Origin of the sequence: Acinetobacter sp. ACNIH1, assembly GCF_002934695.1 — a bacterium.
Classification (GTDB): domain Bacteria; phylum Pseudomonadota; class Gammaproteobacteria; order Pseudomonadales; family Moraxellaceae; genus Acinetobacter; species Acinetobacter variabilis.
Genome location: NZ_CP026420.1, coordinates 1,680,407 through 1,702,635 on the forward strand (window position 1 = coordinate 1,680,407; position 22,229 = coordinate 1,702,635).

Annotated in this window: 24 protein-coding genes; 14 read left to right on the forward strand and 10 right to left on the reverse strand. The window is 43.0% G+C overall.

What is annotated here, in order from left to right; translation table 11 throughout:
- The first annotated feature begins 26 nt into the window (after nucleotides 1-26).
- Nucleotides 27-404 carry a hypothetical protein gene (locus tag C3F22_RS08310; RefSeq protein WP_034170065.1) on the forward strand — a complete coding sequence of 126 codons (378 nt, stop codon included), beginning with the start codon at nucleotides 27-29 and terminating at the stop codon, nucleotides 402-404.
- A gap of 62 nt (nucleotides 405-466) precedes the next feature.
- Here C3F22_RS08310 and rhlB read toward each other — a convergent pair whose 3' ends face one another.
- Nucleotides 467-1,618 carry an ATP-dependent RNA helicase RhlB gene (gene rhlB, locus C3F22_RS08315; protein WP_104426270.1) on the reverse strand — a complete coding sequence of 384 codons (1,152 nt, stop codon included), beginning with the start codon at nucleotides 1,616-1,618 and terminating at the stop codon, nucleotides 467-469.
- A gap of 96 nt (nucleotides 1,619-1,714) precedes the next feature.
- Nucleotides 1,715-1,930 (reverse strand): cold-shock protein, encoded by a 216-nt coding sequence (locus C3F22_RS08320; RefSeq protein WP_004782461.1) that lies wholly within the window; start codon nucleotides 1,928-1,930, stop codon nucleotides 1,715-1,717.
- Nucleotides 1,931-2,313: 383 nt separating this feature from the next.
- Between C3F22_RS08320 and C3F22_RS08325 the strand changes: the two genes are divergently transcribed.
- From C3F22_RS08325 to C3F22_RS08350, 6 genes are all read left to right on the forward strand, one after another.
- Nucleotides 2,314-2,547, forward strand: coding sequence for a sulfurtransferase TusA family protein (locus C3F22_RS08325; RefSeq protein ID WP_175968201.1), 234 nt, complete (start codon nucleotides 2,314-2,316; stop codon nucleotides 2,545-2,547).
- 141 nt (nucleotides 2,548-2,688) lie between these two features.
- The gene (gene rpoH / locus C3F22_RS08330) at nucleotides 2,689-3,558 is read left to right on the forward strand and encodes an RNA polymerase sigma factor RpoH (RefSeq protein WP_104426271.1); all 870 of its coding nucleotides are present in this window, start codon (nucleotides 2,689-2,691) and stop codon (nucleotides 3,556-3,558) included.
- Nucleotides 3,559-3,692: 134 nt separating this feature from the next.
- Nucleotides 3,693-4,058: a DUF423 domain-containing protein gene (locus tag C3F22_RS08335; protein ID WP_005235075.1), complete on the forward strand. Its 366-nt coding sequence runs from the start codon at nucleotides 3,693-3,695 to the stop codon at nucleotides 4,056-4,058.
- A gap of 39 nt (nucleotides 4,059-4,097) precedes the next feature.
- A complete protein-coding gene (gene thiS, locus C3F22_RS08340; RefSeq protein WP_005235073.1) occupies nucleotides 4,098-4,295 on the forward strand; it encodes a sulfur carrier protein ThiS in 198 nt (65 codons plus the stop codon).
- A 17-nt stretch (nucleotides 4,296-4,312) separates the two neighbouring features.
- A complete protein-coding gene (locus C3F22_RS08345; protein WP_104426272.1) occupies nucleotides 4,313-5,095 on the forward strand; it encodes a thiazole synthase in 783 nt (260 codons plus the stop codon).
- A gap of 309 nt (nucleotides 5,096-5,404) precedes the next feature.
- On the forward strand, nucleotides 5,405-6,130 hold the full coding sequence (locus tag C3F22_RS08350; RefSeq protein WP_005235069.1) for a hypothetical protein: 726 nt from the start codon (nucleotides 5,405-5,407) through the stop codon (nucleotides 6,128-6,130).
- 40 nt (nucleotides 6,131-6,170) lie between these two features.
- Here the strand turns inward: C3F22_RS08350 and C3F22_RS08355 are convergent, their stop codons facing one another.
- From C3F22_RS08355 to C3F22_RS08365, 3 genes are all read right to left on the reverse strand, one after another.
- The gene (locus tag C3F22_RS08355; RefSeq protein ID WP_005235067.1) at nucleotides 6,171-6,482 is read right to left on the reverse strand and encodes a putative quinol monooxygenase; all 312 of its coding nucleotides are present in this window, start codon (nucleotides 6,480-6,482) and stop codon (nucleotides 6,171-6,173) included.
- Between the two features lie 15 nt (nucleotides 6,483-6,497).
- Nucleotides 6,498-7,079 (reverse strand): NAD(P)H-dependent oxidoreductase, encoded by a 582-nt coding sequence (locus tag C3F22_RS08360; RefSeq protein WP_104426273.1) that lies wholly within the window; start codon nucleotides 7,077-7,079, stop codon nucleotides 6,498-6,500.
- 157 nt (nucleotides 7,080-7,236) lie between these two features.
- Entirely contained in the window at nucleotides 7,237-7,848 is a 612-nt protein-coding gene (locus tag C3F22_RS08365; RefSeq protein ID WP_104426274.1) for a glutathione binding-like protein, read from the reverse strand.
- 216 nt (nucleotides 7,849-8,064) lie between these two features.
- Here C3F22_RS08365 and C3F22_RS08370 point away from each other — a divergent pair, with 216 nt between their 5' ends.
- Together C3F22_RS08370 and trmB are read left to right on the forward strand one after the other, a co-directional pair.
- A complete protein-coding gene (locus C3F22_RS08370) occupies nucleotides 8,065-9,510 on the forward strand; it encodes a SulP family inorganic anion transporter (RefSeq protein ID WP_104426275.1) in 1,446 nt (481 codons plus the stop codon).
- A 150-nt stretch (nucleotides 9,511-9,660) separates the two neighbouring features.
- Nucleotides 9,661-10,377: a tRNA (guanosine(46)-N7)-methyltransferase TrmB gene (gene trmB / locus C3F22_RS08375; RefSeq protein WP_104426276.1), complete on the forward strand. Its 717-nt coding sequence runs from the start codon at nucleotides 9,661-9,663 to the stop codon at nucleotides 10,375-10,377.
- A 42-nt stretch (nucleotides 10,378-10,419) separates the two neighbouring features.
- Here trmB and C3F22_RS08380 read toward each other — a convergent pair whose 3' ends face one another.
- The 5 genes from C3F22_RS08380 to C3F22_RS08400 form a co-directional block, all read right to left on the reverse strand.
- Entirely contained in the window at nucleotides 10,420-11,196 is a 777-nt protein-coding gene (locus C3F22_RS08380; protein ID WP_104426277.1) for a Rossmann-like and DUF2520 domain-containing protein, read from the reverse strand.
- An 83-nt stretch (nucleotides 11,197-11,279) separates the two neighbouring features.
- Nucleotides 11,280-12,077, reverse strand: a complete 798-nt coding sequence (locus C3F22_RS08385) for a thioesterase family protein (protein ID WP_104426278.1) — start codon at nucleotides 12,075-12,077, stop codon at nucleotides 11,280-11,282.
- Between the two features lie 62 nt (nucleotides 12,078-12,139).
- Nucleotides 12,140-12,811 carry a class I SAM-dependent methyltransferase gene (locus tag C3F22_RS08390; protein WP_104426279.1) on the reverse strand — a complete coding sequence of 224 codons (672 nt, stop codon included), beginning with the start codon at nucleotides 12,809-12,811 and terminating at the stop codon, nucleotides 12,140-12,142.
- A gap of 242 nt (nucleotides 12,812-13,053) precedes the next feature.
- Nucleotides 13,054-14,742, reverse strand: coding sequence for an AMP-binding protein (locus tag C3F22_RS08395; protein ID WP_104426280.1), 1,689 nt, complete (start codon nucleotides 14,740-14,742; stop codon nucleotides 13,054-13,056).
- A 97-nt stretch (nucleotides 14,743-14,839) separates the two neighbouring features.
- A complete protein-coding gene (locus C3F22_RS08400; protein WP_104426281.1) occupies nucleotides 14,840-15,475 on the reverse strand; it encodes a TetR/AcrR family transcriptional regulator in 636 nt (211 codons plus the stop codon).
- A 145-nt stretch (nucleotides 15,476-15,620) separates the two neighbouring features.
- Here C3F22_RS08400 and C3F22_RS08405 point away from each other — a divergent pair, with 145 nt between their 5' ends.
- From C3F22_RS08405 to C3F22_RS08425, 5 genes are read left to right on the forward strand one after another with little or no spacing between them, the layout of a single operon-like run.
- Nucleotides 15,621-16,793, forward strand: a complete 1,173-nt coding sequence (locus C3F22_RS08405; protein WP_004782484.1) for an isovaleryl-CoA dehydrogenase — start codon at nucleotides 15,621-15,623, stop codon at nucleotides 16,791-16,793.
- A 35-nt stretch (nucleotides 16,794-16,828) separates the two neighbouring features.
- Nucleotides 16,829-18,430 carry a carboxyl transferase domain-containing protein gene (locus C3F22_RS08410; protein ID WP_004782485.1) on the forward strand — a complete coding sequence of 534 codons (1,602 nt, stop codon included), beginning with the start codon at nucleotides 16,829-16,831 and terminating at the stop codon, nucleotides 18,428-18,430.
- Nucleotides 18,431-18,442: 12 nt separating this feature from the next.
- Complete coding sequence (locus C3F22_RS08415) at nucleotides 18,443-19,237, forward strand: enoyl-CoA hydratase/isomerase family protein (RefSeq protein ID WP_104426282.1); 795 nt, start codon at nucleotides 18,443-18,445, stop codon at nucleotides 19,235-19,237.
- A gap of 19 nt (nucleotides 19,238-19,256) precedes the next feature.
- Nucleotides 19,257-21,251 carry an acetyl/propionyl/methylcrotonyl-CoA carboxylase subunit alpha gene (locus C3F22_RS08420; protein ID WP_104426283.1) on the forward strand — a complete coding sequence of 665 codons (1,995 nt, stop codon included), beginning with the start codon at nucleotides 19,257-19,259 and terminating at the stop codon, nucleotides 21,249-21,251.
- Nucleotides 21,248-22,150 (forward strand): hydroxymethylglutaryl-CoA lyase, encoded by a 903-nt coding sequence (locus C3F22_RS08425; protein WP_104426284.1) that lies wholly within the window; start codon nucleotides 21,248-21,250, stop codon nucleotides 22,148-22,150. The genes C3F22_RS08420 and C3F22_RS08425 overlap by 4 nt, the downstream gene beginning before the upstream one ends.
- Nucleotides 22,151-22,229 lie beyond the last annotated feature (79 nt).

The following is a 22,229-nucleotide window of genomic DNA, read 5'->3' on the forward strand; positions in this document are numbered from 1 at the left end:
GTTCTGTTTTCAAGCGAGATTTTATGATGAAAAAAACAATTGCGATCAGCGGACTAGCAGCTTCAGCTCTACTTTTAACTGCCTGTGCATCTAACCCGACTTCAGTAGCGGTTCAAAAGGAAAATAATCAGTTTGAAGTAACAGGATTAGGTAAAAACCAGTTAACCTCTAAAAATAATGCAGTGAATGCCGCCAGCAAAACCTGTGGCTCCAAAGCAACTGCGATTATTCTGGATGAAAAAACTTCTTATGATGGTGCACTAAAAGGTGTAGTCGATGAACAGACCGGACAAATGATTCAGGCTGCTGCGACTGTATTAGGCAATATTGCCGGCACCAATACCGGATTGAACCAGAATGATGATTATCAGACTGTTTTAACGTTCCGTTGTGAGGCTAAATAAGCTTCAACATGTGCAACAATAAAAAAACCGCTCTTTAAGAGCGGTTTTTTTTGCGATTTAGATTAGCAATAACCTTCCAAACGGGTCAGCGGTAATTTCTGTCCAATTGCTTTTTCAATCTCTGGCAGATAGAACGCATCATCTTCCGCCAGGAAACTGATACTTACACCACGCGTTCCCGCACGACCGGTACGACCAATACGGTGTACATAATCATCTGACTGTTCAGGCAAAGTAAAGTTAATCACATGGGATACGCCGTCTACATGAATACCACGACCGGCAACGTCTGTCGCAATCATGATGTTATGTTTACCATTTTTGAATTGGTCTAACATTTTCAAACGTCTGTCTTGAGCAATTTCACCTGACAGCATCACCACCTTATAACCATCACGTTTTAAATGATCATACAGCTTACGCACCTGATCACGACGGTTAGCAAAAATCATGACTTTCTCAATCGGTTCATCACGCAGAATGTCTTGCAGCAATTTATATTTATCTGCCTTCGCGACCATATACACACGCTGTTCAACGTCGGCATTGGTTTTCTTTTCCGGCTCAATTTCAACAGTCACCGGTTCAAATAACCATTGTTGTGCCAGATTCAAAACATCATAGCTAAAGGTTGCAGAGAACATCAGCGTCTGGCGCTGTTCTTTACGTGGCGAGAAACGCACGATACGTTTTACTGATGGAATAAAGCCCATATCTAGTAAACGGTCGGCTTCATCAATCACTAGGAATTCAATCTGGTCTAGCCAAACTTCTTTTTGCTCGACAAAGTCAATCAGACGCCCTGGCGTTGCCACCATGATATCGACTGGCGCTTTATCCAATTGAGCTTTCTGCTTGTCAAAATCTACACCACCCAGAAGTGTTACGACACTTAGATCCGTAAATTTAGTCAGCTCATGCGCGTCGCTTTCAATCTGTAATGCCAGCTCACGAGTCGGTGCCAGAATCAAAGCACGCGGTTCACCACGATAACGGTGTTCTTTTACCGGATTATTCAGCAAATCATTAATCACGCTAATCAGGAATGCGGCAGTTTTACCCGTACCCGTTTGTGCACGACCAATAGCATCATGTCCTGCCAAGGTGAATTTTAAAACCTTCTGCTGAATCGGCGTCATGGAAGTAAAGCCTAAAGCATCAATTGCCTTTTTCAGTTGGGGATGTAAATTTAAGGTTTCAAAACCAGATGACATAAAGCACTGCTCTAATTTGATAATCACTAAGATGGAATAGTATAAACAAAAAACGCCCCAATTTATATTGGGGCGTTTATTAGCTTAATCCGAAGATTAGTCTAATGGTTGAACTTCTTCAGCTTGGAAGCCTTTTTGGCCTTTAACTACACTGAATTCAACACGTTGGCCGTCACGAAGTGAACGGTGGCCTTCGCCTTGAATAGCACGGAAATGAACGAATACGTCATCACCGCCGTTGCGTTGAATAAAGCCGAAGCCTTTAGTGTCGTTGAACCATTTAACTACGCCTTGTTCACGAGCAGCTGTCATAAGTTAATCCTCATTGATACTAAAAAAAGGACCACCCGGTGTTGCAAACAGCAGAGCAAACAAGTTTGAAAATATTATTTTTAAGCTTGTAATCATTCTGTAAAACTATTAACAAAATCCCGGTTACATCCATTGTGTATAGGGCGAAAAACAATCAATTTGTTTATCTAAAATCCTAAATACGCAACGAGCTTAACATGGGTTTATGACAATTAATAGATATTTTTTAGCTTTGTTCCTTTTGATTTAGTTATTTTTTTCACAATATATATCAGAAAAATTATATATATTATTTCATGTAACTTTTTAGCCAAATAGTTGGGTTTTGGCATCCTATTTGCTAATATTTATAGCCTTTTTTTTGCGATATGAATAAAACGGAAATGAGTGATAACCACGGTCAAGCGCATATTATAGATGCCATGGGTAAACCCTGTCCGATGCCGCTCCTGATGTTAAAGCGTGCATTAAAAGCAGATCAGGGCAAAACATTCTTGCTAAAGTCATCAGATCCACATAGTCAAACTGATGTTACACGATATTGCCAAATGCATCAGTTAAAATGCGAATCTCAACAGATTTCTGCAACTGAGTATCACTACCTGATTGAATCTTAAAAATTTTCAATTAAACTGGATGCTCTCCATACTCGTATAAAAGTTTACATTTCTCTACCCAAATATCCATTATTTGAGGAGAGTTTGGATTAAGATAAAACCTAGTTAAGGGTTAAATCCCCCGCACTTCAAGGAGAACACATGAGTGACAGCCGCAATCAATTGATGCCCCTGTCATTATCGGCGCCAGGTGTCAATCTTGGTGCTTATATTAGCACTGTCAATCAAATTCCTATTTTAACGGCCGAACAAGAAAAAGAGTTGGCTGAACGCTATTACTACGACCAAGACCTGGACGCAGCAAAAATGCTAGTCATGTCTCATTTGCGTTTCGTAGTCCATATTGCACGTAGTTATGCGGGTTATGGCCTGCCTCAAGGTGACCTGATTCAGGAAGGCAACCTTGGCCTGATGAAAGCCGTTAAACGTTTTGACCCGAGTATGGGCGTACGTCTGGTGTCATTTGCGGTGCACTGGATCAAAGCTGAAATTCATGAATATGTAATTCGTAACTGGCGTATTGTCAAAATTGCGACCACTAAAGCGCAACGTAAACTGTTCTTCAATTTACGTAGCTTGAAAAAGTCTTCTAAAAAGTTAACACTTGAAGAAGCTCAGTCGATTGCCAATGACCTGAATGTAACACCAGAACAGGTACTGGAAATGGAAGGCCGATTGACGGCTTATGATGCGGCATTTGAAGCATCAGGTGACGATGATGATGAAAATTCAACTCACGTTGCTCCAGCACTATATCTGGAAGACAACCGTTATGACCCGGCACGTCTGATTGAAAATGAAGACTATGAGGAACAAAGTACCTCTGCCCTGCATGAAGCGATGGAACAGCTTGATGACCGTTCTCGTAATATCTTGCAGCGTCGCTGGCTGGATGATGAAAAATCAACCTTGCATGAACTGGCAGCTGAATATAATGTTTCCGCCGAACGTATCCGTCAGCTTGAAAAGAATGCAATGGAAAAAATCAAAGTGGCAATATCTTCAAACTGATGTGTTGAATTAATAAGCTACTAATCTTAAAAAAGCCTTCATATATGAAGGCTTTTTTGTCTTTTAATGTCGTGTTTCGGTCTCTGCTTTTATGCTAAGGTTAAGCGTAAACTTTATTGAGAAGATCAATTCAAATGTGGATTGCTATTTCAGCACTGAATCTTGCGCTTGCGGTCATACTCGGCGCATTTGGTGCCCATGGTTTAAAGACTCGAGCGACTGAAGCACAGTTGACCTGGTGGCAAACGGCCACAGATTATTTCTTCTACCATGCTCTTGGCTTACTTATTCTGGCAGTGATCAGCCGAGTGATTCCTGAATTGCCAATCAAATGGAGTTTTCTCCTGATTCAGGCGGGGATTTTCCTGTTCTGTGGCTCACTCTATATCATGGCACTAGGTCTGCCGCGCGGTTTAGGTGCAATTACGCCAATTGGTGGTGCCTTAATGATTGCTGGCTGGTTAATTCTGGCCTGGAATGCCGTAAAATACCTCAAATAGGTCTGATGCTTTAATCAATAATCATGGAGGGTTGCCAAGATGCTGGTATATATCAATGGCGAACAACAAGAAACTCAATGCAAGAACCTGCTGGAACTGGTTCAAAGTCTGGCGCTTGAGGGTAAGCGCTTTGCTGTTGAGGTAAATGAAATGATTATTTCTAAAAGCAGATTGGGTGAAACGCCCATTTGCGAAGCGGACAAAATAGAAATTATTCACGCAGTCGGTGGCGGCTAATAACACTTGGAACAATTATGCAAGATTTATTACAGATCGGTTCACGCCAATTTCAGTCTCGTCTCTTAGTAGGCACAGGCAAATATAAAGATTTAAATGAAACAGATCAAGCCATTCAGGCCAGCGGTGCAGAAATTGTAACGGTTGCTATTCGCCGGGTGAATATTGGTCAGCATCCGGACCAACCGAACCTGCTTTCAGTGGTTCCACCAGAAAAATACACCATTTTGCCAAATACAGCAGGCTGTTTTGATGCCAATAGCGCAATACGCACCTGTATGCTGGCACGTGAACTGTTGGATGGTCATAACTTGGTAAAACTGGAAGTTCTGGGTGATGAAAAGACGCTTTATCCAAATATTACTGAAACCTTGAAAGCAGCGCGTACCCTGATCGATGACGGTTTTGAAATCATGGTCTATACCTCAGATGATCCGATCGTAGCACAAGAACTGGAAAGTATGGGCTGCGTAGCAATCATGCCTTTGGGGAGCCTGATCGGTTCTGGTCTGGGGATTCTGAATCCACATACAATTTCGATCATTAAAGAAAATGCCAAAGTGCCTGTGCTGGTTGATGCGGGTGTCGGTACAGCAAGTGATGCAGCGATTGCCATGGAACTGGGCTGTGACGGCGTACTAATGAATACGGCGATTGCAGCAGCACAAAATCCGGTCTTAATGGCCTCTGCGATGCGTAAAGCGGTTGAAGCTGGTCGTGAAGCATTCCTTGCCGGCCGTATGCCATGCAAACGCATGGCCAATGCCAGCTCACCTGAAACCGGTTATTTCTTTAAATAATAATCAGGGCTAGAAGCTTAAAAGATTATTTGAATCATATCGATCTGTTCAGGAGTTTCTAGCAAACTCCTGAACTTTTAAATTTAGATACCCAAGTTAAATTTGAAGATTGAATATTAAAAGTTCACTTCTTGGTTTAGACAAATTTGAATAGGAACTTCAAATCCCCATAGTTGAATTTATAAAAAAGCTTTAAAGTTCACCATAAATATCTATCCAATATTCAAAGAAATGACTTAACCTTGTTGGCTAAACTTATTACTCAGCTTTGACCATCAAAAAAATTATAAATAAAAGGAATTTAAACCGATGCTTCATCAGATCAAACTGCCTTTCCTATTTAGCACCCTGCTGTGTATAGCATTTACACAAAATGCATGTGCAAAACCTCAGACAGATAGTTCTTTCAAATCAAGCTATCAATCTTTTATTCCGAAAAACTGGAAAGTTCTAGAAAAAACGCAAGGCGATTTAAATCAGGACGGTCAAGCAGATCTCGCGCTGATTATTGAAGATACTAATCCCGAAAACCTTGTTGCAAATGCAGGTGTAGGCAATCATGTTCTGAATACCAACAAACGAAAACTTTTGATTTTATTCAAGCAAGAAAGTGGTTATCAGCTTGCAGCTAGCAATACTACTTTGCCAAACGAAGGTGATGTTGAATCACCTTGTCTCGCTGATCCACTTGGTGAATCCGAAGCCTTAAGCATTCAAAAAGGTGTACTTCGGGTTCATTTATATTACTGGCTAAGCTGTGGTTCATGGTATGTCACCAATCATACTTATACATTCCGATACCAAAATAATGCTTTTAAGCTGATCGGCTATGATGTAGATGATTTTCACCGTGCTTCGGGTGAGAGTACAGCACTAAGCATTAACTTTTTAACAGGCAAGGTAAAAACTACAACAGATGAAAATGAATTTGCAGAACAGACGCAACCTGCCAAAGTTCAATGGTCCACTTTAAAACACCGCTACGCACTAAAATTTGAACAGGTTCAATTTAATCAGCCACAAGAGTTCAAATAAAATTAAATATCACAAACTCTTTCAAACTGAGAATTACAGCTTAAAGTGCTTCTAAAATTCGGATCTTTACACTCGCAACCGCACCTTGAGTGGCTTTAGCATGTTGCTGCATATTTACACTATGCATATGGGTTTCCAGATGCTGAATACTTTCCCATTTTTCAAACATCATGATTGAAAAAGGCACTTTGGTCTGTAATCGGCTCTCAATCTCTGGATGATCAATATAAACATCATAAAGATGACAGCCTGGCTCTTGTAATACCTGTGCGCGGATGTTGTTAAATGAATCCAGCACTGTTTTCATATCTTGTTCCGAATGACAAATGATTTCAGCAATAACGGTTAGCATGGTCATATCTCCTGGTTAAGCAAAAATTTGAATTAAATGTTCACGATACTGTGTAATATACGCTTCAACTTCAGGGGCTTTAATTACATCATTCACAATAAATGTCGGTAAAGCCTGCATCCCCAAGAATTGGTTGGCTTTATGAAAAGGTAGGTAAACGCCATCTACACCCACGCCATGAAAAAACTGCTCGGTATCCGTAAACGCATCCATCGGTGCATTCCAGGTAAGAGATAACATATAGTTTTTATCGTGAATCAGGCCACCTGAGCCGTATTGTTTTGAAGCATCTGAACGTGAGCGACCATCATTTGCATACAGGCTGCCATGCCCTTCGGTAAAAACATCATCAATATACTTTTTCACTGGCCACGGCGCACCCATCCACCAGCCTGGCATTTGGTAAATGACCGTATCTGCCCAAAGATATTTTTCCACTTCTGCTTTTGCATTATATTCACTATCAGCACGAGTCATTTGAACCTGATGCCCCAGCTTTGTTAATACTTCTTGAGCCAGTTCGGCCAAAGTATCATTTAACTGACCATTTGAATGGGCGAAAGCTTTTGCGCCGTTAATTAATAGAATATTTTTCATGGAAAGAACCTGAAACCAAAAATTTATACGGGCACTATATAGATTCTGCTTATTGCTAAAAAGCAGTGATTTTGCAAATCATTATTGACTAAATATCAACAATTACTTTGGAAGGAATAAAAAAAGCGCCCTACGGCGCTTTTTCAAAATTTTGTGATTAAGGGATTAAACCTTCATCACGCATTGCAATCTGTACAGATTGACGTTCTGCAACCTTATTGCGGATATGAATAATATTTTTATATGGACTCAGATCATGTCCAATCTGGTTCGACCAGTTGGTCAGAACAAATAGGTAAGCATCTGCCGGACCGAAATTATCATCGACCAGATAATCATTGTCCGATTCACCAATGGTCTTATCGATATAACTCAATAAACGGTCAACTTCTGCATAGGCTTTTTCTTTGGCTTCATCTGATAATTTTCCAGTGAAGAATACAGCATAAGCATCATGCAACTCTGAGTTGAGATAACCTAACCACTCCAGCACTTTGGCACGTCCCATGCCCGATGGTGGAATCAGATCTTGTTTTGGATCGTGTTGAGCAAGAAACGGTAAAATTGCAACATTTTCTGTAAGAATTAAACCCGGATTAATTTCTAATGCTGGTACATAACCCTTTGGGTTAATTTCGTAATAATCTGCACCTTTTTCTGTTTTATGGGTTTTTAAGTCAACACGTTCCAAATCAAAATCGACATTAATTTCATTTAAAATAATATGAGCTGCCAAAGAGCATGCGCCTGGCGAATAGTAAAGCTTCATTTCTGATCCTTGTTATACACTTCTCAATGTTTTAAATCGCTTCTGACAAACTTTCAAGTGATCAAACCTGTAAATTGCAAAAAAGCGTAACTGTGATTGAGCACAGTTACATATCCAATATTGAGGAATTTACAGGCTTTTGCAAGTCAATCTTGTGTAGATTTTTATCTGTATCTGTTTAAGATACGCAGGTTCTCAAAATTTAGATGATATTTCGTGATTAACCTGAAAAAAGAAGAATGGTTTTCCAATATCCGGACTGATGTGCTGGCAGGTCTGGTGGTTGGACTGGCCCTGATTCCTGAATCTATTGCTTTTTCTGCGATTGCAGGTGTTGATCCGCAAGTCGGCTTGTATGCCTCTTTCTGTATTGCGGTGTCCATTGCCTTTTTCGGTGGTCGTCCTGCCATGATCTCTGCGGCGACTGGTGCAATGGCACTACTGATGATTACGTTGGTCAAGGATCATGGTTTGCAATATCTGCTTGCAGCCACAATTCTGACCGGGATTATTCAGGTGATTGCGGGCTTTTTTAAAGTTGCCAAGCTGATGCGTTTTGTGTCGCAGGCTGTGGTATATGGTTTTTTGAATGCCCTCGCGATCCTGATTTTTGTGGCACAAATCCCGGAAATTAACCGGATGGACAGTACGGGTTATCTGTTCATTTTAGTAGGTTTGATAATTATCTATCTGTTTCCTTATATATCGAAAATCGGTAAAGCGATTCCATCGCCTCTGATCTGTATCGTCGTGCTGAGCGCACTTGCGTTATTGCTTGGTGCAGATATGCGTACTGTGAGCGATCTGGGACAGTTTCCAGATACCTTACCCGTCTTTCTTCTTCCGGAAATTCCACTGAATCTGGAAACCTTGCAGATTATCCTGCCTTATTCCTTTACTTTAGCCACTGTAGGTCTGCTTGAAAGTATGATGACCACTACGGTCATTGATGAAGTGACTGGAACTGAAGGTGACCGCCATCGGGAATGTCGTGGTCAGGGTATGGCCAATATTGTCAGCGGTTTTATGGGCGGAATGGCCGGTTGTGCCATGATTGGTCAGTCGATTATCAATGTCTCTTCAGGTGCACGTACCCGTTTATCCACTTTGGTGGCTGGCGTGTTTTTGCTGTGTTTGGTGGTCTTCCTGAAAGACTGGCTGGCTTATATTCCAATGGCTGCGCTGGTTGCCATTATGATTATGGTGTCATTTACCACCTTCCAGTGGGGTGCAATCAAACAGTTTGGCAAGCATCCGCTAGAGTTTAATACCGTGATGATTGCTGTGATAATTGTCGTGCTTGCTACTCATAATCTGGCGCTCGGTGTATTTGTCGGTGTATTGCTCTCTGCTCTGTTCTTTATTAATAAGCTGGAAAGAACTGTACATGTCTCGACTTATTTGCATAAGCCTAATTCACGTAGCTATAAAATTTCTGGACAGATCTTTTTCAGTAGTACAGAAAAGTTCTACCAGTTTTTTGATTTTAAAGAAAAGCTGGATCATGTTGAGCTGGATCTGACGCATGCACATATCTGGGATGTGACTTCAGTAAATATGCTCAATAACGTCATCCAGAAGCTTAAAGCCCAAGGCATAGACGTGACTGTAATTGGTTTAAATGAAGCCAGTAGCACGTTAATCGACCGTTTTAGTACCTGATCAAGCTGGATCTGTAAAAGAGCCAACTGGCTCTTTTATTTTGCCTGGGATCTCTGGCTCGATTTTTATGGAGAAATACCGAGAAAAGTTTGACTTGCACCGCTCAGGACTTAAAATACCGCATTCTGAATTTTTAGATTTGCCAAAATTATGTCGAACGATCAATTAGACCAGCAAGTCGTGGAGCTGGACAATTTAAGCGAGCACCGTGAAATTGTGACGTTTATGCGCCGCTCAGCGCCATTAAATACCTCTCAACGTACTGCGCTTGAACAATATGGTCACTTAATTTTGGAATATCCAGTAGGTGATTTGCGTCAGTATTTTGAACATCCTGAACGTCCGCTGACTGTAGAAATCGGTTTTGGTATGGGCCGCTCTCTGGTACTCATGGCTAAAGCGCATCCAGAGTGTAACTTTGTCGGAATTGAAGTGCATGTACCGGGTATTGCGCAGTGCGTGTATGAAGCAGGTATGGCGGGCGTGACTAACTTACGTGTACTGGATGCTGATGCGATTCAGGTGCTTCGTGAAATGCCAGACAATAGCATTAACACTGTTCAGTTGTACTTCCCTGACCCATGGCAGAAAAAACGTCACTTTAAACGCCGTTTTGTATCTCATGACCGCATGCCATTGGTTGAGCAAAAGCTGGAACTTGGCGGTACTTTCCATGCTGCAACAGACTGGGAACCGTATGCTGAGTGGATGCTGGAAGTTCTGGAAGAACGTCCACGTCTAGAAAACCTGGCAGGTAAAGGCAACAGCTATCCTCGCCCTGAATGGCGTCCACAAACCAAGTTTGAGCGTCGCGGAATCGAAGCTGGCCACAAGATTAATGACTTTATCTTTAAGAAAATTTCTTAATATCTATAAGTCTAAAAAGCGCTGGTTATTCAGCGCTTTTTTTTAGCTATGATGGCGTTCTAAAATCTGCTGACTGAGTAATTTATACACACCTGCCAAGTCTTGTCGTTGAGATTGCTCTAGCATCTGCTGATGCATATTCAGAATATTCTGATCACCACGCATCGCAGGTCCAGTCTGTCCTTGGCGAGGATCATTTTGCGTCGCCTTATTGGCTGTTTCCAGAATCAATGGATAAAGCAGGCTAAAATCTACCTGCTGTGCATCTACCACCTGCTTAGCCATGTCATAACAGTAATTGCTAAAATTGCAGGCAAACACTGCAGCCAGATGCAAGCTCAAACGTTGGTCCGAACTATATTGATAAACTCTTTTGCTTAGGCTATTTGCTAAATGGGTTAAGATTTCTTGATCTGTTGGGTCAGATGCTTCAATAAATAAAGGCGTATTTTCCCAGTCAATTTTACGTTCCAGACTAAAGGTTTGTAATGGATAAAAGACGCCAGACTTTGCATGTACATCTGCTAGAACATTCAAGTGAGTACTGCCCGAAGTATGGACAATCAGTACATCTTGCAAGTAAGGATGGACTTGTTTGATGACATTAGCAATTGATTGATCACTCACGGCAATGATGATCAAATCTATATTCTGATTCAGATTCTCAGGTTGAGCGATAGCTTGCGCTCTAAATTGATCAGCCAGTTGCTGTGCTTTATCCAGAGTCCGGCTGTAGATCTGTACAATTTCATGTTGTGCTGACAATACACGGGCAAGATGATAAGCCACTCGTCCTGCCCCAATGATACTAATCCGCATTCATCAATATTCCTGAATCATTGCGCACAGCATGCCAATAAAAAAAGGATGAATCAATTCATCCTTTTGCTTTTGAACCGGATTTAGAATTTACGTAAGGTCAGAATCTGTTCACTACGACCGAAGGGCCCGTGAATATCATGCAGCACACCACTGGTGAGACCAATCCCATCTTCACCATATTGTTGCACTACTTCTAGCCCCAACCATTCACCTTGCGGCAGACGGTACATATGAATCTGTAAATCTAGATTCGGGAATCCCCAGCCCGCATTCGGGTCCTGACGTGGCACAATGCCATTCGCGGTATCGACCATACCGAGTAAACGACTAAAATCTGTAGTCGGTTGTCCTTCTACCATATCCAATGAATTTCTGAGCCAGACAATGCCTTTGCCTGCACGATGATCAGGATGTGCACGGGTTTCAATACTTTGAATATAACCGCCCGGCCAGCAACTCATACCTTCCCAAACCGATAAAAACTCAGGGCTTTCAATCGGAAAATCTTCGATACCTGCAATGGCCCGGCTATCCGAAGTCAGCATCCTCCAGGCACGAGCAACGATACAGGTTTTTCCATTGGCACACATTTCCGCCTCAATCAGTTCAATAGTTTTGCCAGGACGGATCATGCGCGTAGTAATAGAAAACTCACCAAATGCAATCAGTCCAAAAATATCCAGTCCAACCCGGCCAATGCGCATTTCTGATCTAGGTTGAAACTGTTCTAGTTCAACACACAGAATGCCGGTTGCTGGTGCCATGTGCTGTTCATGAGGATTCCACGCACCTTGAGCATGAATATTGGAACGATAATAGGCAGTAGTACTGCCATCTGTATGCTGCTCGCGCTGGATCAAACTATAATATGCTGACATTCTTCTTAAACTTCCTTAATTATTCTCTTAAACTTTAAAATTCATATAAAGTTTCATGATCTTTATTTTCTGAGTAAAAAACCACAATAATTCATGATTTGACTATAAATTTTGTGTTGTTTAAATCCGACTTTTGTTAAAAGTTCATTTGAATCTTCTACTGAAATCAGGAAAAAGTCCTGCTGCAATCTGGCCACCATATTTTCGCTTTGCTGCACACTAAGTCCGGTTTGCTGTGCCATTTTTTGCATTACCTTTAATTCATTCTCACCTTCAGGCTGCATCAGATCATAGGTCAATACGATCCCGCCAGTTTTAAGGCTGTGATAGATATCCTGAAAAAAATCAGATTTCTGAGGTTCAGCAATAAAATGGGCGACTAAAATAGCGAGTGCAGCATCGTAAGTATTTTGCTGATCCAGTTCCTGAATGGTGCACTGTATAAACTGAACTCGTTGTTCAGCTCCAATAGAAGCCAGATGCTTCCTTGCCTGTTCAAGCATCGCAGCGGAAGGATCAATCGCAGTAAATGTCCAGTTGGGATGCTTCTGCAATAAATAAGATAGCTCATAACCAGTACCGCAACCCACAATCAGGATATGTGCATTTTCTGGAAGTTCAGTGCTGAGTATGGCTTCAATCTGCTGATGTACCAGTTCATAGCCAGGAATCAGTTTACGGATATGATCATCATAACTGGCGACCACCACTTCACTGTGAAAGTTTTTTGCCATCTGTTTACTCTAATTTATATAGAAATAGATTTTTATCTATTTAAAGAAATTGCTAAATACATGACCTCAATTTGCAAGATGGATTCTTCTTCCATTGTGCAGGTGCTTCGTTACTTTGACTGGGCAAAATAACCAAACCCTTCTGTTTCATTAATATGGCATCCTTGCCATACAATGAAACGGCGGCATCCATGCCGCCAGGTCATCTGATCAAATACTATTTAAACTTAGCTTTAATTAATTTAAGCAATCTCTTTTAGATTTAATTCTTCACGCATAAATTCACGCAACTTGAACTTCTGTGCCTTACCTGAAGCCGTCATTGGGAATTCATGGAAGAAACGCACATAACGCGGCACTTTATTGTGAGAAATATGCTCAGCACAATATTGGCGGATGGCTTCTTCGGTACATGGGTCATTTTCATGCAGGATAATGCAAGCACAAAGCTCTTCACCATATTTATGGTCTGGCACGCCAATCACCTGTACATCTGAAACCGCTGGATGGGTATAAAGGAAATCTTCAATTTCTTTCGGGAACAGGTTTTCACCGCCACGAATGACCACATCCTTGATACGACCCTTGATTTTGACAAAGCCTTCATCATCCATTTCCGCAATATCACCAGTATGCATCCAGCGCGCAGCATCAATGACTTCCTGGGTCTTGTCCTGATCTTCCCAATAACCCAACATCACGGAATAACCACGCACACACAGTTCACCCAATTGACCGCGCGGCACCACCTTGCCATTTTCATCGACAATTTTAACTTCCAGATGCGGATGGACACGGCCAACTGTACTCACACGACGTTCAACACTGTCTTCTGTTGAACTTTGGGCACTTACCGGTGCTGTTTCAGTCATGCCATAACAGATGGTAATTTCAGACATATGCATTCGCTCTATTACACGCTGCATAATTTCCTGTGGACATGGACTACCCGCCATAATGCCGGTACGCAGGCTAGACAGATCAAAATCGTCAAACTGTTCATGTTCCAGCACAGCAATAAACATGGTCGGTACGCCATAAGCTGCCGTACATTTTTCCTGCTGAATAGCTTTTAAGGTTTCCAGCGGATTAAATACGGCAGATGGATAGATCATGGCTGAACCATGGGTAATACAGGCCAGATTACCCATTACCATGCCAAAGCAGTGAAATAACGGAACAGAAATACAGACGCGGTCTTCTGGACTTAAGTGAATCGCCTCACCGACAAAGTAACCATTATTTAAAATATTGTTATGGGTCAGCATCGTACCCTTAGGATTACCTGTGGTGCCTGACGTAAACTGGATATTAATGGTTTCATCGAACTGCAAATCAGTGGAGATCTGTTGCAGCTGTTCCAGCTCTTGAGCACTTGGTATAGGCATTAAATCCTGAAAACGATGAATGCCAGTATGCTGCTGCTCATCAATTTTAATGACATGATTTAAATGTGGTAGACGCTCTGCATTCAGTAATTTATTTTCAGCCTGTTTTAATTCAGGCGCAATTTTGGTCAGAATTTCCTGATAGTCCGTTGTTTTAAACTGCGATGCAATAACCAGTCCCTTACAGGACACTTTATTCAAAACATATTCCAGCTCATTGCTTTTATAGGCTGGATTCAGGTTAACCAAAATAATGCCTGCCTTGAAAGCTGCGAATTGGGTAATAGTCCATTCCACACAGTTCGGCGACCAGATCGCCAGACGGTCACCTTTTTGCATACCCAATTTCAGCAGCTGACAGGCAAAGGCATTGACCTGATCCTGTAGCTGCCGATAACTCAGGCGTATGTTCTGATGCAGGCTGACGACTGCATCGCGATCTGCATATTGTTCGCAAGCCTGATCAAATTTTTCACCAATCGTCATGCCCAATAAAGGCTGGCTGCTGGTTCCATAGGCATAGCTTAACCGTACTTGTGTCATTGAATCGATCTCCTTGATTCTTTGTAATTCTGATTTTCAACTTTACTAATTGTTTTATGACTACGACGACCTTGTCTATGTGCCTGTTTTTGTGTGTCTATGCTGCTGAATTTCCCTCCTGTCGATGTACTGCGTTAACACAAAAATCGGCAATCTGTTTGACAAAGTGATCCTTGTAGTTCTGATCAAACATTACATTACGGGACGGATTTAAAGGTTCAATCACGACAAAGGTCATGGCACCGACCACACCCAAAGCTGCCGTATTTAAATCTTCAAACTCGAACTCTCCATTCACCTTTCCTTCGGCCAGGATTTCCTTAATGCTTTGTTTAAGCAGCTGTTTACTACGAAAACGCTCATGTTCCATTTCCGGATCAACCGGTTCAAACATAAGTGAATACGCCAACTGGGGGCTATTCATGACACGTTTCACAAAAGTTGTAACAGATTTTTGCAATTTCAGTTTTGGCGACAAATCCGACCCAGCAATGGAAACAAGAATTCCCACTTCGTGCTGAATCGCTGCTGACAAAACCTCAATCAAAATCTGGCTTTTGTTTTCAAAATATCGATATACCAGCCCTGTAGAAACGCCTGCGCGTTCTGCAATCGCCTGAATCGACGCCTCTTTAAAGCCCCCTTGAGTAATCAGTTCACGAGCAGACTGTAAAATCGACAAACGATTTTGTTCCATTCGTTCCTGCATCAGTGATGATCTTTTATAACTCATAATCTTATTCTCAACCAGATAAAATGAATTGTAAATCATTTTGTGAATATAGGTTCACTTTTTTAATTTTTCGTTGTATGTTAAAAAACAAGCACAACAAAAATGCTTTTGGACACAACAAATATAATCTCAGGATGGATAAAGAATGAATTTACAAAGCTTAGATTTCGGTTTGGATGAAACTCTTATTGCGCTTCGTGATTCAGTGGCCGCATTTTGCGCCAAGGAAATTGCCCCAATTGCTCAGCAAGTTGACCGTGACAATGAATTCCCGGCTCACCTCTGGAAAAAATTTGGTGATATGGGCCTACTTGGTTTAACGGTCAGTGAGGAATATGGCGGTACCAATCTGGGGTATCTGGCCCATATTATTGCCATGCAAGAAATTTCCCGTGCTTCAGCATCCATTGGTTTGTCCTATGGCGCCCATTCTAACCTATGTGTAAACCAAATTAAGCGAAATGGTAATGAAGAACAAAAACAGCGTTACCTGCCAAAACTGATTTCTGGCGAATATGTCGGTGCATTAGCAATGTCTGAGCCGAATGCCGGATCAGATGTGGTCAGTATGAAACTGAAAGCCGAAGATAAAGGCGATCATTATCTACTCAACGGTTCCAAGATGTGGATCACTAACGGTGGTGATGCCGATGTACTCGTCGTCTATGCCAAAACCGATTTACAAGCTGGCGCCAAAGGTATGACTGCTTTTCTGGTTGAGAAAAATATGCCAGGTTTTAGTCACGGCACTCATTTAGATAAACTGGGTATGCGCGGTTCCAATACCTATCCCCTGTTTTTTGACAATGTCGAAGTTCCGAAAGAAAACGTGCTTGGCGGTGTCGGCAATGGGACTAAAGTGCTGATGAGCGGACTGGATTATGAACGTGCGGTTCTCAGTGCTGGTCCATTGGGTATTATGGATGCCTGCATGGATACCGTGATTCCTTATATTCATGACCGTAAACAGTTTGGTCAGGCACTCGGTGAATTCCAGTTGATGCAAGGCAAAATTGCTGACATGTACTCTACCTGGCTGGCATGTAAGGCACTGGTGTATGCCGTTGGTGCTGAATGTGACAAAGCTGATCATAGCCGTAGCCTGCGTAAAGACGCTGCTAGTGCCATTTTATATGCCGCTGAAAAAGCCACCTGGATGGCAGGCGAAACTATTCAGACCCTAGGTGGTAACGGTTATATCAATGAATTTGCTGCAGGCCGTTTATGGCGTGATGCCAAACTCTATGAAATTGGCGCCGGAACTTCCGAAATTCGCCGTATGCTCATTGGCCGTGAGCTCTTCAACGAAACAGCCTAAACATTAACACTTAGAATAAAACAAGGATGTTCGTCATGAATCAGTTACAGAGCAAAATCAATATACGTAGTGAAGAATTTAAGACCAACCAGGCCGCCATGCTGCAACTGGTGGATGACCTTAAACAGAAAGTAGAAAAAATTGCCTTGGGTGGCGGAGAAACTGCCCGCCAGAAACATCTGGATCGCGGCAAATTACTGCCGCGTGAACGGATTAATCATTTAATTGATCCAGGCACAGCTTTTCTGGAAATTGGTCAACTGGCTGCCTATCAGGTTTATCAGGATGATGTTCCTGCAGCAGGTGTAGTCGCGGGTGTGGGTCAGGTCAATGGTGTGACCTGCATGATCGTGGCCAATGATGCCACAGTCAAAGGCGGTACTTATTATCCACTTACGGTGAAAAAGCATTTACGTGCCCAAGAAATTGCTGAGCAAAATCATTTGCCATGTATTTATCTGGTCGATTCTGGCGGTGCTTATCTGCCTTTACAGGATGAAGTATTCCCGGATCGTGATCACTTTGGCCGTATTTTTTACAATCAGGCACGTATGTCGAGTCTAGGTATTGCCCAGATTGCTGTAGTGATGGGTAGCTGTACAGCCGGTGGTGCTTATGTGCCAGCGATGTCAGATGAAACCATTATTGTGCGCAATCAGGGTACGATTTTCTTGGGTGGCCCTCCTCTGGTAAAAGCAGCTACCGGTGAAGTGGTTTCTAGTGAGGATCTAGGCGGTGGTGATGTACACACTCGATTGTCAGGTGTTGCCGATCATCTGGCAGAAAATGATGAACACGCAATTGCCATTGCCCGCAACATTGTTGCGAACCTGAACAAAAAGCCAAATAAAACTGCAGATGAAATCGAAGCACCGCGTTTTGACAGTTCAGAGCTGTATGGCATTGTGCCAAGCGATGCCCGTAAACCATTTGATATCCGTGAAGTGATTGCGCGTATTGTCGATGGCTCACGTTTTGACGAATTCAAGGCACGTTTCGGGACTACCCTAGTGACTGGCTTTGCCAAGCTCTATGGAATGCCAGTTGGAATTATTGCCAATAATGGGATTTTATTCTCTGAGTCTGCGCAAAAAGGCGCGCATTTTATTGAACTCTGTACCCAGCGCAATATTCCGCTGATCTTCCTGCAAAACATCACCGGCTTTATGGTGGGTCGTCAGTATGAGAATGAAGGTATTGCCAAAAATGGTGCCAAGCTGGTGATGGCCGTCGCGACAGCCAATGTGCCTAAACTGACTTTAGTGATTGGCGGCTCTTTTGGTGCCGGTAACTATGGCATGTGTGGCCGTGCTTATTCGCCACGCTTTATGTGGACCTGGCCAAACTCACGTATTTCGGTGATGGGCGGTGAACAGGCCTCTAGCGTATTGTCGACTTTGAAACGCGATCAAATTGAGCAAAAAGGTGGGACCTGGTCAGCTGAAGAAGAAGACCAGTTTAAACAGCCAATTCGTGATCAATACGAACGCCAAGGCCATCCTTATTATGCTTCTGCGCGTTTATGGGATGACGGTGTCATTGATCCAGCGCAATCGCGTGAAGTCCTGGCCCTAAGTCTGGCTGCAGCGATGAATGCACCAATCCAGCCAACCAAATTCGGCGTGTTCCGCATGTAAGAGGTGACAAAAATGGACTATCAATTTTTACAGCTCGAGCAGCAGAATCAGGTAGCAACAGTCTGGATTAATCGTACTGAATTGCACAATGCATTTAACACCCAAGTCATTGAAGAGCTACATGCCTGCTTCCAGTCTTTAAATCAGCGTGATGATATACGCGTGGTGATTCTGGCAGGCCGAGGCAAAAGCTTCTCTGCGGGTGCAGACTTGAACTGGATGAAACAGGCCGGTCAGGCCTCACAGGCAGATAATGAAGCCGATGCTTTAAAACTAGCAAAAATGTTGCAAAGTCTGGCGACATTAAAACAACCCACCATTGCCCGTGTCCATGGTATTGCTTTTGGCGGCGGTATGGGTCTGGCATCCGCTTGTGATATCTGTATTGCCAGCACCGAAGCCAAGTTTGCAACTTCCGAAGTCCGTTTAGGTCTAGCACCTTCAACGATTAGCCCTTATGTGATTCGCGCGATTGGCGCCCGTCAGGCGTCACGTTATTTCCTGACTGCTGAGCGAATTTCAGCTGAACAGGCGAAAACCATTGGTCTGGCACATGAAGTGACTGCACCAGAACAGCTCGACAGCAAAATTGATGAGATTGTGGAAGCGCTCTTACTCGGTGGACCAGCAGCGCAAAACGCTTCAAAACAGCTGATTCAACTGGTTGATCAGCAGGTTCTGACTGAAGATCTGCTGCTTAAAACCGCACAGCATATTGCCCATGTTCGCCAGGGAGATGAGGCGAAAAATGGACTGAATGCATTTTTAAACAAACAAAGCCCGGCCTGGATCAAGACCACGGCATAACAACAAGAAGGATCGTAGGATGTTTGAAAAGATTTTAATTGCCAACCGTGGTGAAATTGCCTGTCGTGTAATTCGTACAGCGAAAAAGTTAGGTATCGCTACTGTTGCCGTATATTCCGATGCCGATGCACAGGCACAGCATGTCAAACTGGCAGATGAAGCCATCCATATTGGTGAATCGCCTGCTGCACAAAGTTATTTACAGATTGAACGTATTATTCAGGCAGCTAAAACTACCGGTGCTCAGGCCATTCATCCAGGTTATGGTTTCCTGTCTGAAAATGACCAGTTTGCCCTGGCCTGTCAGGACAACAATATTGTCTTTATTGGTCCGCCAGTGGATGCAATCTTAGCAATGGGTCTGAAAGCGACCTCTAAAGCACTGATGGAAAAAGCCGGTGTACCGTTAACTCCAGGCTATCATGGTACCAATCAGGATGCGGATTTCCTGAAACAGCAGGCAGACAGTATTGGCTATCCGGTACTGATCAAGGCTAGTGCTGGTGGTGGCGGTAAAGGCATGCGTCTGGTCGAGCGTAGTGAAGATTTCCTCAGTTCACTCGCTTCATGTAAAAGCGAAGCACGTTCCAGCTTCGGCAATGAAGATGTGCTGATTGAACGCTATGTCGTGCAGCCACGTCATATTGAAGTTCAGGTCTTTGGTGATACACATGGCAATTATGTGCATCTGTTCGAACGCGATTGCTCCGTGCAACGTCGTCACCAGAAAGTTCTGGAAGAAGCACCAGCACCTAAAATGCCAGAAGACAAACTTGAAGCAATGCGCCAAGCCGCAATTGATGCTGCACGTGCTGTAAATTATGTCGGTGCCGGTACAGTCGAGTTCATCGTGGAACAAGACGGTACTGCCTACTTCATGGAAATGAATACCCGTCTACAGGTTGAGCATCCGGTCACTGAAATGATCACCGATCAGGATCTGGTGGAATGGCAGCTACGTGTCGCGTTCGGTGAGCCTTTACCGAAACAGCAACATGAATTACAGATTCACGGTCATGCGCTCGAAGCACGTGTCTATGCTGAAGAACCAGAAAAAGGTTTTATTCCTGCCATCGGTCAGATCAGCTATTTGCACTATCCAGAACAAAATGACAGCGTGCGTGTGGATAGTGGCATTGTCGAAGGTGATGAAATCAGCACCTATTATGATCCGATGATTGCCAAACTGATTGTTTGGGGCAAAAACCGTGAAGCGGCTTTAACCCAGATGCATTACGCCTTGGGTCAGTTCCATGTCGATGGACTTGGGAATAACATCGCTTTTCTTGATCGCTTAGTATTATGTGACTCATTTAAAAATGCCCATCTCGATACTGGCCTGATTCAACGCGAAGAAGAGTTCCTACTCAAACCATCTGCTGATATCAGCGCAGAATTAGTGGTCAGTGCCGCCTTGGTTGAACTGTTATCTCGTCTGGCTCAAAACCCGACGAGCAATAATCCTGTCTGGCAGCAAAAAGCATTTTGGCGTCTGAATCAGCAAAATAGCTACACAATCAAATTACAATGTAATGACGTTTTACGTGTGGTGAGCTTTAAAGCTCTAGAAAATAGCTTCTTGGCAAACCATGAAGGCCAGACACTCAATATCCAAGGTGAACTGCTCGATCAACACCTACTCCAGTTAAATCTTGCAGGTCAACAGCAGAAACTGGCATTTAGCCAGACTGAACATGGCATTACCCTGTTCCAGAATGGTCAAAGTTACAAGTTTACTTATCTGAAGTCTGATTTTAATGGCCAGGATGAACAAGGCACTGAAAACAATCTGACTGCACCAATGCCTGGCGTGATTACTCAGGTTCTGGTTGCGGCAAATGACAAAGTGAAAAAAGACGATGTACTGCTGACTTTGGAAGCAATGAAGATTGAATATACCATTCGCGCTCCGCATGATGGCATTATCGCAAACTCATACTTTCAAAAAGGTGACCAGGTTAAAGCTGGCGATGAACTGGTAGAGTTCCAGCCTCTAGCGGAGGAAGTTGCATGACAGATTTCGTTAAAATCGTAGAAGTCGGGCCACGCGATGGCCTGCAAAACGAAAAAACACCTTTAACACTAGATGACCGCAAAAACCTGATTCTGGATTTGATGAAAACTGGTCTGCAAGCGATTGAGGTCGGCTCCTGTGTTTCAGCCAAATGGGTCCCACAGATGGCAGATAGCGATGCGCTATTTGCCAGCTTGCCTAAAGATCCGAATATCCAGTTCAGTTTGCTGACGCCAAACATGAAAGGTTTTGAATCAGCGCTAGCTGTGGGTTGTAAAGAAGTTGCAGTATTTACTGCAGCTTCTGAAAGCTTTACTCGTAAGAACATCAACTGCTCAATTGATGAAAGCTTTGAGAAGTTTGCAGATGTGATGGCAGCTGCCAAAGCTAATGATGTCAAGGTTCGTGGCTATGTCTCTTGTATGGTGGACTGCCCTTATGAAGGTGCAATTGATCCGAAGCAGGTCGTGAAAGTTACACAGCGCCTACTAGACATGGGCTGCTATGAAGTGTCATTAGGTGAAACCATTGGTACGGCAACTCCAGATCGCGTGAAGAACGTCTGGGATGCCTGTCTTTCAGAAATTGATAGTAAAGTGCTGGCTGGCCATTTTCATAATACCTATGGCATGGCCATCGCTAATATTTACCAGTCACTATTACAAGGTATTCGGGTATTTGACTCCTCTATTGCCGGCCTCGGTGGCTGTCCTTATGCCAAAGGTGCTTCCGGCAATGTTTCAACTGAAGACCTGTATTACCTGCTCTCTAAGATGGGCTTTGAAACCGGTATTCAACTGGATACTCTGATGCAGACCAGCCGTAATATCAGTGAGGTTCTACAACGCAATAATCCCTCCAATTATGCCAATGCCTATTGGCAAAAAGCCTGTGCTTAAAAACTTGAAATAGCCGGACACTCTATAAGTCCTCATGGATAGAAATCAGCAGATCTTTAGATAAAAGAGATCTGCAAGA

Coding starts and splice junctions, on each gene's coding strand:
- C3F22_RS08310 (WP_034170065.1), top strand. CDS start 27: ATGAAAAAAACAATTGCGATCAGCGGACTAGCAGCTTCAGCTCTACTT.
- rhlB (WP_104426270.1), bottom strand. CDS start 1,618: ATGTCATCTGGTTTTGAAACCTTAAATTTACATCCCCAACTGAAAAAG.
- C3F22_RS08320 (WP_004782461.1), bottom strand. CDS start 1,930: ATGACAGCTGCTCGTGAACAAGGCGTAGTTAAATGGTTCAACGACACT.
- C3F22_RS08325 (WP_175968201.1), top strand. CDS start 2,314: ATGAGTGATAACCACGGTCAAGCGCATATTATAGATGCCATGGGTAAA.
- rpoH (WP_104426271.1), top strand. CDS start 2,689: ATGAGTGACAGCCGCAATCAATTGATGCCCCTGTCATTATCGGCGCCA.
- C3F22_RS08335 (WP_005235075.1), top strand. CDS start 3,693: ATGTGGATTGCTATTTCAGCACTGAATCTTGCGCTTGCGGTCATACTC.
- thiS (WP_005235073.1), top strand. CDS start 4,098: ATGCTGGTATATATCAATGGCGAACAACAAGAAACTCAATGCAAGAAC.
- C3F22_RS08345 (WP_104426272.1), top strand. CDS start 4,313: ATGCAAGATTTATTACAGATCGGTTCACGCCAATTTCAGTCTCGTCTC.
- C3F22_RS08350 (WP_005235069.1), top strand. CDS start 5,405: ATGCTTCATCAGATCAAACTGCCTTTCCTATTTAGCACCCTGCTGTGT.
- C3F22_RS08355 (WP_005235067.1), bottom strand. CDS start 6,482: ATGCTAACCGTTATTGCTGAAATCATTTGTCATTCGGAACAAGATATG.
- C3F22_RS08360 (WP_104426273.1), bottom strand. CDS start 7,079: ATGAAAAATATTCTATTAATTAACGGCGCAAAAGCTTTCGCCCATTCA.
- C3F22_RS08365 (WP_104426274.1), bottom strand. CDS start 7,848: ATGAAGCTTTACTATTCGCCAGGCGCATGCTCTTTGGCAGCTCATATT.
- trmB (WP_104426276.1), top strand. CDS start 9,661: ATGTCGAACGATCAATTAGACCAGCAAGTCGTGGAGCTGGACAATTTA.
- C3F22_RS08380 (WP_104426277.1), bottom strand. CDS start 11,196: ATGCGGATTAGTATCATTGGGGCAGGACGAGTGGCTTATCATCTTGCC.
- C3F22_RS08385 (WP_104426278.1), bottom strand. CDS start 12,077: ATGTCAGCATATTATAGTTTGATCCAGCGCGAGCAGCATACAGATGGC.
- C3F22_RS08390 (WP_104426279.1), bottom strand. CDS start 12,811: ATGGCAAAAAACTTTCACAGTGAAGTGGTGGTCGCCAGTTATGATGAT.
- C3F22_RS08395 (WP_104426280.1), bottom strand. CDS start 14,742: ATGACACAAGTACGGTTAAGCTATGCCTATGGAACCAGCAGCCAGCCT.
- C3F22_RS08400 (WP_104426281.1), bottom strand. CDS start 15,475: ATGAGTTATAAAAGATCATCACTGATGCAGGAACGAATGGAACAAAAT.
- C3F22_RS08405 (WP_004782484.1), top strand. CDS start 15,621: ATGAATTTACAAAGCTTAGATTTCGGTTTGGATGAAACTCTTATTGCG.
- C3F22_RS08410 (WP_004782485.1), top strand. CDS start 16,829: ATGAATCAGTTACAGAGCAAAATCAATATACGTAGTGAAGAATTTAAG.
- C3F22_RS08415 (WP_104426282.1), top strand. CDS start 18,443: ATGGACTATCAATTTTTACAGCTCGAGCAGCAGAATCAGGTAGCAACA.
- C3F22_RS08420 (WP_104426283.1), top strand. CDS start 19,257: ATGTTTGAAAAGATTTTAATTGCCAACCGTGGTGAAATTGCCTGTCGT.
- C3F22_RS08425 (WP_104426284.1), top strand. CDS start 21,248: ATGACAGATTTCGTTAAAATCGTAGAAGTCGGGCCACGCGATGGCCTG.